Source organism: Flavobacterium calami (assembly GCF_038290035.1).
GTDB classification, from domain to species: domain Bacteria; phylum Bacteroidota; class Bacteroidia; order Flavobacteriales; family Flavobacteriaceae; genus Flavobacterium; species Flavobacterium calami.
The window spans coordinates 221,543-239,753 of the sequence record NZ_JBBYHS010000002.1 but is presented as its reverse complement, the minus strand read 5'-3'; the positions used below and the strand labels follow the sequence as shown (position 1 = coordinate 239,753).

General features: G+C 29.7%; 17 protein-coding genes. All 17 read right to left on the bottom strand.

Features of this window, described 5'->3' with window-relative positions; genetic code table 11:
- Window positions 1-8: 8 nt before the first annotated feature.
- A complete protein-coding gene (locus AAEO57_RS02570) occupies window positions 9-1,298 on the bottom strand; it encodes an ABC transporter ATP-binding protein (protein WP_341689227.1) in 1,290 nt (429 codons plus the stop codon).
- Window positions 1,299-1,365: 67 nt separating this feature from the next.
- Window positions 1,366-2,232, bottom strand: a complete 867-nt coding sequence (locus AAEO57_RS02565) for an ABC transporter permease (protein WP_341689225.1) — start codon at window positions 2,230-2,232, stop codon at window positions 1,366-1,368.
- Between the two features lie 137 nt (window positions 2,233-2,369).
- Window positions 2,370-4,337 carry a polysaccharide biosynthesis protein gene (locus AAEO57_RS02560; protein ID WP_341689223.1) on the bottom strand — a complete coding sequence of 656 codons (1,968 nt, stop codon included), beginning with the start codon at window positions 4,335-4,337 and terminating at the stop codon, window positions 2,370-2,372.
- 83 nt (window positions 4,338-4,420) lie between these two features.
- Window positions 4,421-5,299 carry a glucose-1-phosphate thymidylyltransferase RfbA gene (rfbA, locus tag AAEO57_RS02555; protein ID WP_341689221.1) on the bottom strand — a complete coding sequence of 293 codons (879 nt, stop codon included), beginning with the start codon at window positions 5,297-5,299 and terminating at the stop codon, window positions 4,421-4,423.
- A gap of 49 nt (window positions 5,300-5,348) precedes the next feature.
- Window positions 5,349-6,194, bottom strand: a complete 846-nt coding sequence (gene rfbD / locus AAEO57_RS02550; protein ID WP_341689220.1) for a dTDP-4-dehydrorhamnose reductase — start codon at window positions 6,192-6,194, stop codon at window positions 5,349-5,351.
- Complete coding sequence (gene rfbC, locus AAEO57_RS02545) at window positions 6,194-6,742, bottom strand: dTDP-4-dehydrorhamnose 3,5-epimerase (RefSeq protein WP_341689218.1); 549 nt, start codon at window positions 6,740-6,742, stop codon at window positions 6,194-6,196. Before rfbC ends, rfbD begins: the two co-directional genes overlap by 1 nt.
- 1 nt (window position 6,743) lies before the next feature.
- Window positions 6,744-7,889 carry a DegT/DnrJ/EryC1/StrS family aminotransferase gene (locus AAEO57_RS02540; RefSeq protein ID WP_341689349.1) on the bottom strand — a complete coding sequence of 382 codons (1,146 nt, stop codon included), beginning with the start codon at window positions 7,887-7,889 and terminating at the stop codon, window positions 6,744-6,746.
- On the bottom strand, window positions 7,882-8,307 hold the full coding sequence (locus tag AAEO57_RS02535) for a WxcM-like domain-containing protein (RefSeq protein WP_341689216.1): 426 nt from the start codon (window positions 8,305-8,307) through the stop codon (window positions 7,882-7,884). The genes AAEO57_RS02540 and AAEO57_RS02535 overlap by 8 nt, the downstream gene beginning before the upstream one ends.
- Window positions 8,307-9,269: an MraY family glycosyltransferase gene (locus tag AAEO57_RS02530; protein WP_341689214.1), complete on the bottom strand. Its 963-nt coding sequence runs from the start codon at window positions 9,267-9,269 to the stop codon at window positions 8,307-8,309. Before AAEO57_RS02530 ends, AAEO57_RS02535 begins: the two co-directional genes overlap by 1 nt.
- A gap of 1,101 nt (window positions 9,270-10,370) precedes the next feature.
- On the bottom strand, window positions 10,371-11,054 hold the full coding sequence (locus AAEO57_RS02525) for an alkanesulfonate monooxygenase (protein WP_341689212.1): 684 nt from the start codon (window positions 11,052-11,054) through the stop codon (window positions 10,371-10,373).
- Between the two features lie 6 nt (window positions 11,055-11,060).
- Window positions 11,061-11,903 (bottom strand): glycosyltransferase, encoded by an 843-nt coding sequence (locus tag AAEO57_RS02520; RefSeq protein ID WP_341689210.1) that lies wholly within the window; start codon window positions 11,901-11,903, stop codon window positions 11,061-11,063.
- Between the two features lie 78 nt (window positions 11,904-11,981).
- Entirely contained in the window at window positions 11,982-12,905 is a 924-nt protein-coding gene (locus AAEO57_RS02515; protein ID WP_341689208.1) for an NAD-dependent epimerase/dehydratase family protein, read from the bottom strand.
- Window positions 12,892-14,001 carry a glycosyltransferase gene (locus AAEO57_RS02510; protein ID WP_341689206.1) on the bottom strand — a complete coding sequence of 370 codons (1,110 nt, stop codon included), beginning with the start codon at window positions 13,999-14,001 and terminating at the stop codon, window positions 12,892-12,894. The genes AAEO57_RS02515 and AAEO57_RS02510 overlap by 14 nt, the downstream gene beginning before the upstream one ends.
- Entirely contained in the window at window positions 13,998-14,978 is a 981-nt protein-coding gene (locus AAEO57_RS02505) for a glycosyltransferase (RefSeq protein ID WP_341689203.1), read from the bottom strand. The genes AAEO57_RS02510 and AAEO57_RS02505 overlap by 4 nt, the downstream gene beginning before the upstream one ends.
- Window positions 14,978-16,114: a hypothetical protein gene (locus AAEO57_RS02500; RefSeq protein WP_341689201.1), complete on the bottom strand. Its 1,137-nt coding sequence runs from the start codon at window positions 16,112-16,114 to the stop codon at window positions 14,978-14,980. Before AAEO57_RS02500 ends, AAEO57_RS02505 begins: the two co-directional genes overlap by 1 nt.
- On the bottom strand, window positions 16,098-17,273 hold the full coding sequence (locus tag AAEO57_RS02495) for an EpsG family protein (RefSeq protein ID WP_341689199.1): 1,176 nt from the start codon (window positions 17,271-17,273) through the stop codon (window positions 16,098-16,100). Before AAEO57_RS02495 ends, AAEO57_RS02500 begins: the two co-directional genes overlap by 17 nt.
- Window positions 17,270-18,208 (bottom strand): glycosyltransferase family 2 protein, encoded by a 939-nt coding sequence (locus AAEO57_RS02490; protein WP_341689197.1) that lies wholly within the window; start codon window positions 18,206-18,208, stop codon window positions 17,270-17,272. Before AAEO57_RS02490 ends, AAEO57_RS02495 begins: the two co-directional genes overlap by 4 nt.
- Window positions 18,209-18,211: the final 3 nt, after the last annotated feature.

Genomic DNA, 18,211 nt, shown 5'->3' with positions numbered 1-18,211 from the left:
TCATTTTTTTAATTATCAACATATTGCCAATTCAATTGAGGCATTATAAATCCAGGTCTCGAATCTGTAAAGGCACTATTCAAACCACCTACATTCGTCATATTAAACTTCAACACTAGATTATCATCATAAACTATCCATCTTGTATTATGAATTCCTATAGCTAATTTAATTCCAAATGACCCGTTCTTTAAAAAATTTTCTGATATAGAAGTCCTAATAGAAAATTTTCCTTTATTTGCATATTTGATATCACTTTCCAAATCATCATGAAATGATCTAAAAATTACTACTCCAGAAGTTAAATCAATCAAATCAAAACCAATTCTTAAACCAAGAATATCCTTTAATATTTCATATTCAATGTTAATAATAATTTCTTTATTTGTGTAAAAATTATTCTCTGAAGAAAAATCTTGACATAAAAAAACATTTTTCAAGATAAAAGAATCATCTTTTTGATTTTTTATAAATTCGTATATTGCATTATCGTCAAAATTATCATTTTCTGCATTCAAATAAACTGCGATACCTTCATCTACATCTCCCTCAAAAAAGACAGCCCCATTTTTTAGTACAATTAATTTCGTACACAAACTCTTTACCGCCGCCATGTTATGACTCACAAATAAAACAGTTCTTCCCTCTCCTTTAGAAATATCCTGCATTTTGCCAATGGCTTTTTTCTGAAATTCGGCATCGCCAACAGCCAATACCTCATCAATGACCAATATTTCGGGTTCCAGAAAAGCGGCTACAGCAAAAGCCAAACGAACAGTCATACCACTACTGTATCTTTTTACAGGTGTATCAATATATCGCTCACAGCCTGAGAACTCAATTATTTCATCAAGTTTGGAGGCTATTTCCTTTTTGGTCATTCCGAGAATAGCTCCGTTTAAGAAAATGTTCTCACGCCCGGTCATTTCACCATTAAATCCTGTACCCACCTCCAGCAGTGAAGCAATACGTCCGCGTGATTTTATACTTCCTGTAGTAGGTGCTGTAACTTTAGATAAAATTTTTAAAAGTGTTGATTTTCCAGCTCCATTTTTACCAATAATTCCAAGTACTTCTCCCCGTTCTACTTCAAAATTTATATCCTGCAATGCCCACACATAATCTGAAGTTCCTTTAGTAGAACGATCATTAACCTCCCCTATTTTTAGATATGGGTTTTCCTTCCCCCTGATTTTATGCCACCAGCGGTTCAGGTCATGGCTCAGGGTCCCGGTTCCTACCTGACCCAAACGATATTGCTTGGAAATGTTTTCGGCTTTTAATATAATGTCTTTCACTGCTAGAAGTTGAAAATTAGAAATTGAAAATCAGTATTTCTTTTATATTGCATTTTGTCTTTGATTATTAAACCGTATCGATAAAACTCTTCTCTGCTTTATTAAAAATCAAAAGACCTATAAAAAACAGGGCAATGGTAACCAAAAACGTACAAATTAATCCTAAGGCAGAAATTTCTCCGGTATTCAAGAGCATATAACGGGATGTTTCGATAATGTAAGCCAAAGGATTATATTCTACCATCCATCCAAATGAAGGAAGTTTCTCTTTTATCAATGCCATCGGATACATTACTGCAGATAAATACATTAATAACTGAATCCCAAAACCTATCAAATAACTTAAATCACGGTATTTTGTAACCATCGAAGATATAATCATTCCTAATCCTAGTCCTAATATCCCCATAAGTATAACCAGTACCGGAAAAAAAACAACTATCGGATTGATACTCAAATCTGCTCCATTAAAAAGAAAAAAAATATAGAAGATAATAAAGATCAAAAACTGGATTCCAAATTTTATAAGATTTGAAACTACAATAGATAAAGGAGTAATAATTCTCGGGAAATACACTTTACCAAAAATACTTGCATTGGCTTTAAATGTATCAGAAGTCCCGTTAAGACAAGCAGTGAAATAATTCCAGACTGAAATGCCGGCAAGGTTAAATAAAAACGGAGGAATTTTACCTGTATTAATTCCGGCCACATTATTAAAAATAATAGTAAATGTAACCGAAGTAAACAATGGCTGTATCAAATACCACAATGGTCCTAAAACTGTTTGCTTATAAACTGTAATTACATCCCGTTTAACAAAGAGGAATAGTAAATCTCTGTATTGCCATATCTCTCTAAAATTTAATGAGAAAAATTTATTTTTTGGCGTTATTTCAAACAGCCAGTCCTTATTTTCATTACTATGGTTCATCTTAAACTATTTGTCTGTAATGCTTTTATTACCTCAACTTGCACAATTAACAGGATTTTACCTGTGCATGGAAAGATTAAAAAAGCAAAAAGGCGTTTTTTTACAAAACACCTTTTCATTTTAATTTTACCTTATAATTATTTATCCAAAACTTCAAAAGTAGAGTTCATACTCTTAAATTCAGGAACTATTTTTTTCATTTTACTTACCATTTCTCCACTACTGTAAAAATTTGCAATCTCTATAAGTTCTTCAATTTCATTGTGCAAATTTAGATATTCATCCTGGATTTCCTGCGCGATCATAATTTTGTTGTGATAAGTTGGAAGCGTTTTCGAAGTATCGTTTAATAATTCTTCATAAAGCTTTTCGCCTGGCCTAAGCCCCACAATTTTTATTTTTATTTCTTTATCAGGAATAAAACCGGCTAACTTAATCATTTTTTTAGCCAAATCAATTATCTTAACAGGTTTACCCATGTCAAAAATATAAATTTCGCCTCCATTACCCATTGCACCGGCTTCTAAAACCAGCTGACAAGCTTCAGGAATAGTCATAAAGTAACGAATAATATCCTGATGTGTAATTGTTACCGGTCCGCCTTCGGCAATTTGTTTTGTAAAGAGCGGTACTACGGAACCATTAGATCCTAAAACATTTCCAAAACGTGTAGTAATAAATTTAGTCTTGCACCCCGAATGTTCATTCTGATTTTTTAAAAACAAAGACTGAACATATTTTTCTGCAATTCTTTTACTGGCCCCCATAACATTACTTGGATTCACTGCTTTGTCTGTAGAAACCATTACAAATTTCTTCACATTATACTTACAGGACAGATCTGCCAGATTTTTAGTTCCCTTAACATTCGTAAGAATCGCTTGTGAAGGATTTTCTTCCATCAGTGGAACATGTTTATAAGCAGCTGCATGAAAAACTACTTGAGGTTTAAAATCGCTAAACACTTTTTCCATAGCTTTTTTGCTTTTAACATCTGCAATAACAGCTTTAATTTTTGTCTGGGAATCCAATGCCATCGTCTCCAAACATAAATTATGTAAAGGTGTTTCTGCCTGGTCAAGAATCACTATGGTCTTTGGATCAAACCCTAAAACCTGTCTTACAATTTCACTACCTATAGAACCTGCTGCTCCGGTAATAAGTATAACTTTATCCTTTAATTGCTTAGAAATCGATTTGCTGTCTAATACGATTGGTTTTCTTTCCAGTAAATCCTCTATCTGGATATTCTTTACTTTCTGAGAAATTTCTTTTTGATTCTCCCAATCTGAAATTAATGGGACAGTATATACTCTGTAATTGAATTCAAGACATTGGTCGACAATTATCAATTGCTCGTCTTTGGTCAAACTTTTATCTGCTATAATAACACCTTCTGCCGCTACTGATCTCATTAAAGCGGGCAATCTCTTCTTCTGAATTAATATTGGCAAATCCAACATTCGTTTTGAAGCATTTTGATTGTTTTTATCAACAAAACCAACAATTTTAAATCTAGAAGGTGTTTCAAATTTTAATGCATTGGCAACTGAAATTGCGTTGGCATCGGTACCGTAAATAACTGTACGTATTAGCTTCGAATCCGTTTTTTCTGAAAAATAGATTTCAAACGTCTGCTTTACAATTACACGATATAAAAATAAACCACAGAAAGAAAGCACTAAATTTATAAAAAGTGCTGTATTTAAAAATGCTTTGTGCCCTGTATACAACTCAAAAAACAAATTGAAAATCAAAAAGAAAATCAAAACTGACATTTGAGAAAACAACAATTTTATAGCATCAATATAGGAAGAATGCCTAATAATACCAGAATATGTCCTAAAAAGCCAAAAGAAAAATATATTAGTAGTCAAAAGGCTGGTCACAAAATAAAAATGATATCTTGTTATCACATAACCTAAGGCTGTTCCCTCAAACAACATGTAAGTAAAAGTGAACGAAAAAACAAGAACCATTACATCTATAGCCACGATAATCCATCTGGGCAAATAACTAAGATTATTAATATTTGCTTTAATGTTCCTTGGCGAGAATTTATTATGCAACAAAGCTGCTATTCTGGTTAATGGGTTTGTCTCCAAGTTAGTTACTTTAAGTATTGAAAAATTACACTTACAAAAATACTAATTAAAGATTTTAAAAAATATTTCTTTTAAAATTAAAATCAGTTTCCTTTTTTCTTTTGTTTTAAAAATTCCATGAGATAAGCCCCATATCCTGATTTAATGAGTGGTAAAGCCAGTTGTTCTAATTCTTTATCGGAGATAAAACCTTGTCTCCATGCAATTTCTTCGATACAGCCTACTTTTAGCCCCTGTCTTTCTTCTAAGACCTGAACGAATTGTCCAGCCTGCATTAAGCTATTAAAAGTCCCGGTATCCAGCCAGGCTGTCCCTCTGCTCAAAATACCAACTTTTAACAACCCTTTTTCTAAATATACCTTATTGACATCTGTAATTTCATATTCACCTCTTGCACTTGGCTGAATGCTTTTAGCAATTTCTACAACTGAATTATCATAAAAATATAGTCCAGGAACAGCATAACTTGATTTTGGATCTTCTGGTTTTTCTTCAATAGAAATTGCTTTTAAATTCTCATCAAATTCTACAACTCCATACCTTTCCGGATCCGAAACATGATATGCAAAAACAACACCTCCATTTGGCTTTGTATTTGATTTTAAAAGTTCTTGCATATTGGATCCGAAAAATATGTTATCACCTAATATTAAGGCCACATCATCATCACCTATAAATTCTTCACCAATTACAAAAGCCTGGGCCAAACCATTTGGGACAGCCTGTTCGGCGTAACTAAATTTACACCCCAAACTGGAACCATCTCCCAATAACTTTTTAAAATTGGGTAAATCATGAGGTGTAGAAATAATTAATATTTCATTTATCCCTGACATCATTAGTGTTGATAATGGGTAGTAAATCATTGGCTTATCATACACAGGCATCATTTGCTTGCTCATAGCAAGTGTTAATGGATGTAAACGAGTACCGGATCCGCCGGCAAGTATAATTCCTTTCATAGATTGCTATTTTTTAGATTTCTATTTATCATTTTAGTCCAAAACTATTTTAAATAAACATTTTTTTTAAACTTTCTTTATAATCTGGCACATCCAAATTATATGTGGCTTTTATTTTTTTCTTATCTAATAATGAAAATTCTGGACGCCTGGCCGGAGTAGGATATGATTCTGAAGGAATTCCTCCCACATTACAATCATAATTTCCAAATTCCTTGATGCTCAACGCAAATTCATACCAGCTTATTTCACCTTCATTCGAATAATTATAGACTCCAGGTTTCCAGATTCCAGATTCCAGAATAAGTATCATAGCTTTTGCCAGGTCTCCGGCATAAGTTGGAGAACCAATCTGATCATTTACCACATTAACAGTATCCCTTTCTTGCATTAACCGCTGCATTGTTTTAACAAAATTATTTCCGTATTTACTGTAAACCCATGAAGTCCGGATAACAATAGAATCTGGATTTTCTTTTAAACAAGCCACTTCACCTGCTAATTTACTGGCTCCATAAATATTTATCGGATTTGTTTCTGCCTCTTCATTTAAAGCTACTGAAGAGGTTCCGTCAAAAACATAGTCTGTAGAAATATGGATTAATTTTACATTATTATCTTTTGCATATTTAGCTATCTGTTCTACTGCTAAATGATTTACTGCAAAAGCCAAATCCTTTTCTAATTCTGCCTTATCTACAGCTGTATAAGCCCCACAATTAAGAATAATATCAGGTTTAATTTTGCTTAACTGAGTATTTAGCAAATCTATATCATTTAATGTAATCTGAGTTCTGTCAGCAAACATCCACTCGTACTGAGGATAATCTGAAGAAAGTCTTGAAAGTTCAGATCCTAATTGTCCATTAGCTCCTGTTACTAAAATTCTTTTCATTAAAATAAGCTATTACAATTTTCAATAAAAGGCAAAATCTGATCTTTTTCAGATACAATTGCATCTTTCAAGTCCATTCCCCAATCAATATTTAAAGATGGATCATCAAATTTAATTCCGCCTTCTGAAGTTTTGTTATAAAACTGGTCGCATTTATACATTACAGAAGCTGTTTCACTGATAACCGAAAAACCATGAGCAAATCCCTGAGGCACTAGTAATTGTTTTTTATTCTCTGCCGAAAGCAAAATACTAAATGATTTTCCGTAAGTAGGAGAATCTTTTCTTAAATCTACTGCCACATCTATAATTTCGCCTTCCAGTACCCTAACCAGCTTAGTTTGTGCAAAAGGAAGGTTTTGATAATGCAAGCCGCGTAAAGTCCCTTTTTTAGAAAAAGACTGATTGTCCTGAACAAATTCGATATCTATTCCTAAACTTTCAAATTTTGTTTTGCTATATGATTCAAAAAAATAACCTCTCTCATCTCCAAAAACTGTTGGTTCAACTATTAGTAAATCTTTTATAAATGTCTCTTCAATTTTCATATTAACTATTATAATTATTAAAGAAGCTATGGATTACTTCTTTTATTCTCTCTTTTTCTACTTTTGTAAGACCTGAACCCGATGGCAAACACAATCCTTCTTTGAATAAGTTTTCAGCTACATTACTCCCATAATACGGATAGTCGGAAAAAACAGGTTGTAAATGCATTGGTTTCCAAATGGGACGACATTCAACATTGACAGTTTCAAATGCAAGTCTTAAACTTTCCCTGTTTACATTTTCGTTCTCTTTAACTAAAATTGTGCTTAACCAATAATTCGAAAAAAAATCATTATTAACCGTCTGGAACAATTCTATTTCTTTAATATCCTTAAAAATCTCCCTATAAAAACCATTTATCTCTCTTCTGGAGCTTATGTTTTTATCCAAAACTTTCATCTGACCAAGACCAACGCCGGCGCAAATATTGCTCATCCTGTAATTGTAACCTATTTCACTATGTTGATAATGAACAGCTTCATCTTTGGATTGGGTCGCATAAAAAATGGCTTTTTCTTTTGATTTTTTTGATTTCGAAATTAAAACTCCTCCTCCAGAAGTGGTAATAATCTTATTTCCATTAAAAGAAAAAATACTAAAAGTTCCAAAAGTCCCACATTTTTTCCCTTTGTAAGAGCTTCCTAAAGCCTCGGCACTATCCTCTATAACTGGAATTTGATATCGTTCTGCAATGGCATGAATTTCATCTGCTTTATATGGACTGCCGTACAAATGCACCGCTATTATCGCTTTAGGTTTTTTTCCTTTTTTTATCCTGTCGGCAATTGCTATTTCAAGGTGTTCAGGACATATATTCCAGGTTTCAGGCTCACTGTCTACAAATACCGGAATTGCTCCTTGATATAAAATTGGATTGGCCGATGCCGAAAATGTCAGACTTTGACAAATTACCTCATCTCCTCTTCCAACTTCTAATAAAAGCAACGCTAAATGAATTGCAGATGTCCCTGAATTCAGAGCTGTAATATATAAATCGTCCTTTAGATAGTTTCCTAAAACTTCCTCAAAATCATCTACATTAGGTCCCCCTGAAGTAATCCAGTTATCATCAAATGCCTTTTGGATATAATGCTGTTCGAAACCGCTTTGTGTTGAGAGCGATAAAAAAATTCTTTTGTTATCCATTAATTCCCCAATAATCTGAAGCATAACGAACATCATCATCGCCCACAGCTGTCAATGGTAAAGTAGAAAATGATATTAATTTTGAACCTGTTTCTAATGATTCAATTGCATTCGCATAACCTGCAGGAATATGCACAATTTTGCTTTCTGAATCACTCACAATTATAGTTTCAACAAACAAATCTTTTGAAGGATTTTCCCAATTGTCAATTTTTACAAAGTGAATCTTGAATGATCCATTTATACAATAAAAGTTTTTAGCATCTAATTTATGCCCCTGCCATGCCCGAATTGGGTTTTCGTCAGAATTACTTATGATATAAAATCTTTCGATATCCTTAAAACTAAAATCATTCACATAAGAAATAGTTCCACGGTGATCTGAAAAACTTCCGCCCTTAATTACTTTAGGTTGCATTAATTAAATTTTAAATTCTTTTTTTTCAACAAATAAAATTTTGAAGTATAAAGGAAAAATAAAGGAACTATAACTATTATAAATATCAATCCGTCCTGAACTTTTTGATATAAAAACAGTACTATCACAGATACCGCTATTTGTGCCAGAGCGTAATATAACGCAACTAATCTGTGCTGAATTTTATATTCGTTACTCAGAATCTGATACAAGTGTAAACGATGGGCTTCAAAAATATTTTGTTTCAGATACAAACGATGCAAAATTGTACAAACACCATCCGTTCCATAAACTGCAAAAAACAGAATCCATATTACAGAATTTGTTGCTAAAATTAACTTTAAAATAAAATAGATAACCCAAAAAGCAATGGCTATACTTCCTATATCTCCTGCAAAACATTTGGCTTTTTTTCTATAATTAAAGAAAAGAAAAGTTAAACTGGCAATCATCGGATATATTATAAAAGTACTATCTGTAAATAACTGAATATTTTGATTTACATATAGCAATGAACCCATTATTACCAAAGTATATAAACCTGTAATCCCGTTTATACCATCCATAAAATTATAAATATTTATGAAACCAATTGCAGCGATGTAAATCAGTAGAATTACAAAGAATGGAATTTCATTAAAAACCCCTAAATCCAAAAGCAAAAGCGTAATTGCCAAAAAATGCACTGATATCCTTATTTTATTGGATAAACTCTGAATATCATCCCAAAAACTTACCAAGCTAACCAATGTAATTCCGATAAAGAAAAAATAATTTGTCTGGATATGTTTTGCAAAATAAAGCAAAGCTGCAAACCAAAAAATAATTCCTCCTCCGCGCAAGGTGATTTCTGTATGAGAACTTCTCTCGTTGGGTTTGTCTATTATATTATATTTTTCAGCAACCATAAAATAAAATAGTTCTGCTGCAAAAAAAAGTAAAATTATAAAAATGTATTGCATGAAAATTTATAGCATTGAATTATTTAAATAAAACTAGGATTTGATTTTTAGAACTTATCAAAGGTAAAACCAATAAACTATTAGTATTATTTCAAGTAGGGATGAGTTTATTATGTGTATGATATAAGACAAATAAATATATAACAAAAAGAAAAACAGATGACAAATTCAGTATTCTGTTAGTTTGCTTTTTTAGTGCGTCAAAATTCAAAAACAACAAAGCGAATAAAACATAAGGAGTAAAACGGAAAGCCATAATTGGGCTAACAAAATAGCTTACATAATAAAAAAAAGCGGTAGTAACTACAAAGGGATGTAACATTCTTTTTTTATATAATATTATTCCCAATAAAATAAAAATTGATATAAAAGCAAAAAAAAGCCAATGCGTGTAACTAATTGCAATATTTCCTTTGGAATAAGTGTTAATTTTGTAAAATATATAATGAAAAACATCGATACTTTCGAAATAAGGCTTAAATGCTAAAAAAAAAACTGGCCCTAAAATGCAAATACTAACAAAAAATAAATAGTAGTTTTTCCATTTATGAAAATAAACAATCAACATTAAAATGGAACTGATATGCATAAATGGAGTAAACAATACATAATTGAATTTTAAATTTCTATAGCTATAATAAAAATACATTGCAAATAATACATACGCAGGAGCATTTCTTAACAAAGTAAAAGCGAAAAAAAAGTAAAAAACTGAAAACAGGAGTATCTTTTTCCATACTTCAATATCTTTAAGTTTTATTAGCCAGACAAAAAAAAGGGTTATTATTATATAATTAAACCAATACAGACAGGAAAAAATTATTCCTTTGTCGTTTGAAAAAATATCAAAAAAAGCATAAACAGAATACAAATAAGGCTCTTTTAGAAAAAAAGCAAAAAAACTTCTTGGCTTATGAAAAATTTTAAAATTATAATACAAATCAAAGTCATTATTTAAGACTGGATCAATTACTATTCTTAACAAAAAAGAACAAACAACAAAACAAATCATAAGCCACAACTTCTTTTTTGAATTAGCATAGTTATAACACGCTAAATAAAAAAAAATAAACGTTAGCAATGAAGATAGGATTACTAAACTCATCTAATAGAAAGAAGTATCAATATCAATGTTATATGAACTAAAATGCGGCTTGTGGTTAAAATCGTAATTTCCTGATGTCCCCTACCATCATCAATAGCCCCCATAATCTTTGGGTCAATAAATAATATTAGCAACATTGACCCAAACATGTTAATAATTTGCGTACCGGAACTTAGCATTAAAGCTTTCTGCGGATAATAAAAACTAATAAAATATAGAAAAGTAATACTTATAGAAAATAAAAAACCTGCAATATAATTAGTTAAAAACAAATAAAAATCAGACCAGATAAAGGGTTTTTGTAAGTATTTCTGCTTTTCAATATATGTTAATTTAAGTGGTTTAGATTTTCCGAAAAATAAATTTAGAATGTTTATTATTCTCTTTGAAAAACAAGAACTAAACCTATACGAATAAAGAGGCAACAAAAACAATACAACAAAAAAATGAGACAAAAGAGTAACAAACCAAACCTCATTTCTGTCCTTTACCGACTCAGTCAAATACGCCATAATAGGTGTAAATATCAAAATAAAAAAACGGGCTGAATATTGAAAAATATTAATCATTGAAAATAAATGCCTAATATTTTTATCATCCTGAATGTAATATTTAAAATGATACACAGACACATCGATAAATATTGAAAATGCATAAGCTATCGCTGCGATGATAAACATATAATATTAAAAATTATCTTGTTTTAAAAATGAGAATTGAGACAATACATATTTATTCCATTTTGCCCTATCCAAATCAATAAACCAACCCCATGTGTTAAAATAAATAAAAAAAGATTTCAAAAAAGTAAAAAACAAGCCAATTTTTTTTGAAGCCCCTGATTCGTATCCGTGATACACCGAAACTTTCGGATAATAAACTGTTTTATACTTTTTAAACATCCTTCGGGATAAATCCCAATCTTCAAAATACATGAAATAGTTTTCGTCATACATACCTACCTCTTTAATTGACTCAAGCCTCAAAATATTAAAACAGCCTGAAAGAACTGGAGTACAATATACAATATCATTTGGAGCTATTCTCATCTCATAACGTTCAATAAACTTTTTATAATAAAAATGAGGCCATTTCAATTTTCTCATAATAACATCAAATGGTCTGGGCAACAATTTAGGCAGGAACTGAATGGAGCCATCTTCGTTAAGAATCTGAGGCATCATCATACCAACTTCCTTATTAATTTCCATATATTCTACCATTGTGATAATAACATCCGACTTAAAACAAATATCTGGATTAATAACAAAATGATATTTGGCACCTAATTCTATTGCCTTTTTAAGAGCTATATTATGCCCACCGCCATAACCTACATTAATATCATTATGAATATATTCAATTCTATTATCTATTACAGAAAAAAAAGAAAAATGAGATCCGGCCGAATTATCAATTAAATAAAGCCTGATATTCCCTCCAGTGTCCAAAATACAATCAACATTTTTTTTTATTTCTGAAACATCAGATTGAAAAAGGACTATGCTTGCAGTTATCAGATTACCCAAAATTCAGAATATTTAACAAAGGATCAATCACAAACTATTCAAATCTTGAAAATAGATTCATTTTAATAAAGAACTTAATTAGTTTATTTGCCTATTATGTCTAAAAAAATCAAATGTATTTTTTAGACCTTCCCTAGAGCTAACTGGCAATGGCTTTTCAATTGCTTTCTTTATTTTTTTATTACTTACCATATAACTTTCCGTTAATTTTTGAAGTTTGTCCTTATTAAGCGGAAGTTTTAATGAATCACCAAAGAGAGCAATAGTTTCTATAATCTTAATCGGAATTTTTAAAATACTTACTTTTTTACCCAAACTTTCACCCAGAATCGATATTAACTCGTTTGTTGATAAATAACCATCATCCGCAACGTTATAAATACCTGATGGTATATTTGGTTGTTCCAATAATTCCTTTATCACAAAACATAAGTTTTCAATACTTAAAAAAGAACGTTGATTTTCAAAGGCTCCTAATGGCCAAGGAAAACCTTTAGCGACCAATTGATAAAGCAAATTTAAATTTCCTTTATTTCCCGGACCGTGAATCATACAGGGTCTAAGTATGTAAACTCGTTTCCCTTCAGGCAACTCCTTTCTTAAAATATATTCCTCTGCTTGTAGTTTCGAAATACCATAATGGGTTTTGGGATCAGGTCTCATTTCTTCAGTTACAATTCCTTCCACTTCGTCTGCTACCGCTTTTACAGTACTGATAAAAATAAAAACTGAAGCTTCTGAATTTAAAAAAGAATCGAACAATTGTTGAGTCAATTCGTAATTTGCCTCATAGTAATCTTTTGGTTGAGAAACTTTTTTTAAATCGTGTGCTTTGCCAGCAAGGTGAATAACAATTTCTGTATTAATCTCAATTTTTTGATTTGGTATATAACGGATACTTAGTGGTTCAACTTTATATGAATTCAGATAATTTTTAAGATTCGTACCTACAAATCCGGATTGTCCAGTTATAGTTATTTTCATTCTATCAATTCCCTTCATATAAATCTTTATAGGCATTGGACATTTTTTCTCTGGAAAAAAAACTCACCCTGTCTAAAGCATTTTTAGAATATAGTTCATACAAATCTTTATTTGAAATTATATCTTCAATTGCAACTCTTAATCCATCAACATCATTAGGTAATACTGTAATTCCTGAATAACCATTTAATGAGACGAAAGGCACACCAGAATCTAATTTTGTATTTATTACCGGAAGCGCATTTGCCATCGCTTCTAACTGAACAACTCCAAATGCTTCTGCCTCATTGATTGAAGGGAGAATAAACAAATCGGACTTTTTATAAAATTTAGATAACTCTTCATCATTAACGTCAGAAGTAAAAAACACTTTTTCTTTAATATTCAATTCATCAACTAATAACTTTAGCTTATAAAGTTCTTCACCATTCCCAACAACATTCAATTTAACATCTAAATTTTCAATTGCTTTTATCAAAAATTCAACACCTTTGTATTTACGTAGCTTACCTACAAATAATAATTCAAAACATCTATTTGAAGGGTATAATTTAGAACTAACTGATGAATATTTAGGATCAAAACTAAGTGGTATTGTTCGAACCTTGTGTTTATACTTTTGAAGTATGATTGATGTTTCAAAAAGTTGAGGAGAAGTAACAATTATTGAATCTGCTCTATCAAGTAGTTTTTCAATCATGGGATTATAAATCCTTTCAATCCAACTCCATCTTGAATTTTTTATATTAGCATGCCATGTAATAATAAATTTCTTATGAGACATGTATTTTAAATATCTTAATAAAGTAAACTCCATTGTTGGAAAAGGATAATGATGATGAATAACATCATTATCTATTATCAGACCTTTTAGTGATGGATATCTCAAATTTAAAGGTTGGCTTTTTAAATGAGCTGGCGTAATTTCTTTTATTATTGTTTCTCTATTTTTTAATTCAACAGATTTTTTAAAATTTTGTTTGTGACTATTCGAGTACACGGTAAAACTTTTATTTTTAAAACTAGCTACACAGCCCTCTACTATATTCTTGACTACCGTTTCCATACCTCCTTGGCAAGGATCGTAGTATTTAACTAACTGAAGAATCTTCATAATATATCACTAAATTTTTTAAATGCATATTGATAATTATATTTCATCATTTCACCGGGATAAATATCATTTTTCAAATTATGTAAAACTTCATCAAGATTTTTACATGTAAGATCATTAAGTAAGTAATCATTTATATCAGTCTTGTAAGACAATATCTTTTTATTAAGATTTATAGCTTCAATCAATGCCATAGGCATCATTTCAAAATTAAAAAGAGAAGGAAAAAAGTATATATCACTAGCAATTAGATAATCTTCAACCCTATTAACGAATCCTGTCCATATTACTTTATTTCTATACTTAAAATTCTCAATTAAATATCTTTCAGGACCGTCACCAACAATTAAATAGACATAATCTTTTTCAGAAGATTCTATCGTAGTTAAAACTAAATCTAACATATCTCTAAGACCTTTACCCTCTTTGAAAACTGCAGAGAACATTATAACCTCAGCAGTTGAGTTAATATTTAACTCTTGACGCTTTATTCGTCTAATTTCATCCCAATCTTTTTCTTTCTCTAAATTCAAATAAAAATTATTCAAATATGATGTTTTTATTTTTACATACTTTTTTACGTTAGTTGCTATAATTGGAGTTATTTGTATAAAATCAGTACAAACCAAATTAATTATTTTGCAAAGTATACTAAATTTTCTTTCAGAGTAATTTAAATGCTGAATATAAAAAACCCTTTTTTTATGTCTTTTAATAAGTGGCAAATATCTGATTAGCTTTAATAAATTCATATTTGTGTGAACAAATAAATAATCTGATTTAAGTATATCAGATTTACTTATTTTTTCTTGAACATTCCCATATTTTGAAATCATATCTGTGAACTCTAAAGAAACTTTTTTCCCTACGAAAACAGATTTAACATCTAAGTCATTCAAAATCTTGGCATAATTCAATGCTACAGTTTCACCTCCTCCATGTTTTAGTGATTTTAGAAGATGCAGGGCTATTTTCATTATATCTGTTCTTTAAATTTTTGGGTTATGCTTACCATTGACAATGAATCCTGTAAAGCCCTTAGGGAAGAGATTTTATCAAAGTATTCATTTTTGTTTGAAAGCTCAATAAAATTAGAGATATAAAGCGCCATCATTTCTACATTTTCAAAAAGCTCGCCGGAATTTGGAAATTTACTGTTATAAAATTCAATATAAGGATTATCAATTGCCAAATATGGTTTTAAATACTTAACAGTATCCATAAATGAACCACTAGCTACTACTGTACCTGTAGTTTTATCTCTAAAAAAAAGACTAAAATGAAGCTCTTCAATTTTAGAATTAAAATCCTCTCTTGATAATGGCTCAGTATTCCATTCTACCAAACCGTTATCTAAATAACGTAAACCTTCATTTAGTTTACCTACTAGATATATCTTAACCTTTGATTCCAAAATATAGGGTTTTAGTAAGTCTGCAAGTTTGAAGATAAACTGGGTTCCTTTTCCATAATCTCCAACACCTATTTGACCAATTTTGATAGGTAAATCTAATTTTATTTTCGAATCTAATTTGTAATCATAAATATATGGGTGATCAATAACAATACATTTTGCATCATTGTTAAAAATATTTTTAATTTGTTTATAAATCATATCCCCAAAAACAACATATTTGCTTCTTTTATCATTTTTATAAATAGGCAACTGCAAACTAAAATAATACTTTGTGAATCTCAAATTATTTCCAGGCATGTAGGCTTCTAATTGTCCGTGCAAACAGATAAAACAATCTCGCCTAAAAAACCAATTTAAGATAAAAATACTCCAATGGGTAAACGGTAATACGTTGGTAAAAAAAAGAATATCATTTTTTTTAGAAGTAAAAAAACCAATTGTACTGTAAATACATCCAAAAAAGTCCCTCAGTAAAATAGTTTTTAATATCGCTTTAGGAAAAAAGGGAAATGCTTTATACTTAATTTTTTTAGATACATTTCTCTTCAACAAACGTGCAACATGATTTTTTTCACCATGAAACTTATAATCATAATCAGTATAAATTTTAGACATTATTAATAATAAGCCTAAGTTTATTTCAACATGATATTCCCCTGACATTGCCAGTTCGTAAAATCTAATTTTTTTTATCATTATTCTTATTCAAAAATTCTTCAAAATCAACTTTTTTTCTATAATAGTCAGAGTTATCGATTAAAATATTTTCATATGAATAATTTATCTCCCTTGTCATACCAAACATTTTTAAAAAGAAAAAAGATATCACGAAAGTTAAATAGACAGATTTGAATAAACGCGATTTGATCAAATCAAAAATTATAGGAATCAAAATCCAATAAGAAAAGTAAAATAAAAGACCAAAACGAATACTTAATACACTAACTTCTGAAAAGAAAAAAAAGAGTATAAAATATATAAAATAGGAGTTTATAAAAATGTTATAAGCTTTATTGTAACTTTTTATTTCATTAAAATAAATTAAAACCATTAAAGCAACAAGATTTCTTTCTACAAAACCGATGGAAAAACCATAAGATTGAACATCTTCTGTAAAATAAACATTTGCCAAATAAGTTAATCTACCTCCGATTAAATTAGCTACAAAAAGTATAATTGGCTTTACAAACTCAATTCTAAACAAAAAAAGTATATTTCCTAGAATGACTATTACAATAAAAACAGATCTTTTTATATTGAAATTTAGAACTTTATAAACAAAAAGATAAATAATTGAGCTTAAATGAAAAAATAAGCCCAGAAGATTTAATAGATAATAAGAACCTGTTTTTTTTTCCTCAATATACTTTATTGAAAATAAAAAAATGAAAAAACTTCTGGCATTTCTTAATAAATCTGTCTCAAAATAGAATCCTCCGAAAAAAAAGTATGCAGTAAATCCGAAAGCATAATACTTTGGTGGCAAATATTTTTTTAAAAACCAATTTAAAAAAACTAAATCAATTAATGTATTAACAAGGGTTAGTACGTGATAATTATTTGTAAAAAACTTAATAACGGAACAATATAAAATAAAGCCCGGCTCCATTAAAGTATTACCGAAATAACCCCATAACTCTTTTGAAGTTATTCTTGGGACTTCATCAAATGTTACAAAGTAATTATACCAATCCCAGCCAATAAACCCTCTGCATCCTAAAAATAAAACACATAATACAATACAAAAAACTCTTATTTTAAAAAGATCATATTTGTCTGTTTGTATGAATATTGAATATGTGAATAATAAAACATAAAAAAAAACAAAAATTAGATATGGAACCGAGTTTATCATTCAACTATATTGCTACCATATCCCAATCTAAGCAGAAGAAGTTTTTTTCGCATGGAATAATTTAAACTGAAATCAAAAAAAAGCGGAATTGTAATTATAAAATATAATACTCTAAAAAAGAAATAAAAAATTATATTATTGTGTTTTTTATAGTAATAAAATCTACTTTGATCTAACATAAAAGTACGAATGCTTGATTTTTTTTTATTAAAACTTCCGCCTTCATAATGAATAATTTCAGTTCCTGAAATTAAATAATTATCAAAACCCATTTTTATCAAACGTTTCTGCAAGTCTGTTTCTTCAAAATACATGAAAAATTTTTTATCAAAACACCCCACTTCAATCATTTTGGATTTGCATATAAATAAATCAGCTCCTGTCACATAGTCAACTTTTTTAAATTTCTCATTTTTTTCTAAAATAGCTTCCTTTTTGGTATTCAAAATCATGCTTTTTGAAATCTTAGAAATAAATGCGTTCCAAATAATTTTAAATTCATCTTGCATCTTGGGAAAATAGTGAGAAGAATGATTTCTTGATTTACCGTCATCTTGTAACAACTCTCCCCCTACAGCACCAATGTTACCAATCTTATTATCATACTTTTCATAAAAATCAAAAAAAACCTTAATCGAATTATTACATAAAATAGTATCTGAATTTAAAAGAAAAAGATATTTTCCACCGGATTTATTTATTCCTATATTATTTGCTCGCCCAAATCCTAAGTTCTCACCAGTTTGAATGAAAATTACATTTTTAAACTTTTCTCTAATGGCATACTCTGAACCATCATTAGAATTATTATCAACAACAATTATTTCGAAATCTACTTCTTTTGTTTCCTTATATATTGAATTTATACAATTAATTAATAGTTCTTTTGTATTATAATTCACTATAATTATGGAAATCATTACATTGTTAGTCATACT

Excerpts from the sequence above, each read along its gene's own strand:
- AAEO57_RS02565 (WP_341689225.1), bottom strand. The coding sequence starts at position 2,232 with ATGAACCATAGTAATGAAAATAAGGACTGGCTGTTTGAAATAACGCCA.
- rfbA (WP_341689221.1), bottom strand. The coding sequence starts at position 5,299 with ATGAAAGGAATTATACTTGCCGGCGGATCCGGTACTCGTTTACATCCA.
- rfbD (WP_341689220.1), bottom strand. The coding sequence starts at position 6,194 with ATGAAAAGAATTTTAGTAACAGGAGCTAATGGACAATTAGGATCTGAA.
- rfbC (WP_341689218.1), bottom strand. The coding sequence starts at position 6,742 with ATGAAAATTGAAGAGACATTTATAAAAGATTTACTAATAGTTGAACCA.
- AAEO57_RS02540 (WP_341689349.1), bottom strand. The coding sequence starts at position 7,889 with ATGGATAACAAAAGAATTTTTTTATCGCTCTCAACACAAAGCGGTTTC.
- AAEO57_RS02535 (WP_341689216.1), bottom strand. The coding sequence starts at position 8,307 with ATGCAACCTAAAGTAATTAAGGGCGGAAGTTTTTCAGATCACCGTGGA.
- AAEO57_RS02530 (WP_341689214.1), bottom strand. The coding sequence starts at position 9,269 with ATGCAATACATTTTTATAATTTTACTTTTTTTTGCAGCAGAACTATTT.
- AAEO57_RS02525 (WP_341689212.1), bottom strand. The coding sequence starts at position 11,054 with ATGTTTATCATCGCAGCGATAGCTTATGCATTTTCAATATTTATCGAT.
- AAEO57_RS02515 (WP_341689208.1), bottom strand. The coding sequence starts at position 12,905 with ATGAAGGGAATTGATAGAATGAAAATAACTATAACTGGACAATCCGGA.
- AAEO57_RS02510 (WP_341689206.1), bottom strand. The coding sequence starts at position 14,001 with ATGAAGATTCTTCAGTTAGTTAAATACTACGATCCTTGCCAAGGAGGT.
- AAEO57_RS02505 (WP_341689203.1), bottom strand. The coding sequence starts at position 14,978 with ATGAAAATAGCCCTGCATCTTCTAAAATCACTAAAACATGGAGGAGGT.
- AAEO57_RS02500 (WP_341689201.1), bottom strand. The coding sequence starts at position 16,114 with ATGATAAAAAAAATTAGATTTTACGAACTGGCAATGTCAGGGGAATAT.
- AAEO57_RS02495 (WP_341689199.1), bottom strand. The coding sequence starts at position 17,273 with ATGATAAACTCGGTTCCATATCTAATTTTTGTTTTTTTTTATGTTTTA.
- AAEO57_RS02490 (WP_341689197.1), bottom strand. The coding sequence starts at position 18,208 with ATGACTAACAATGTAATGATTTCCATAATTATAGTGAATTATAATACA.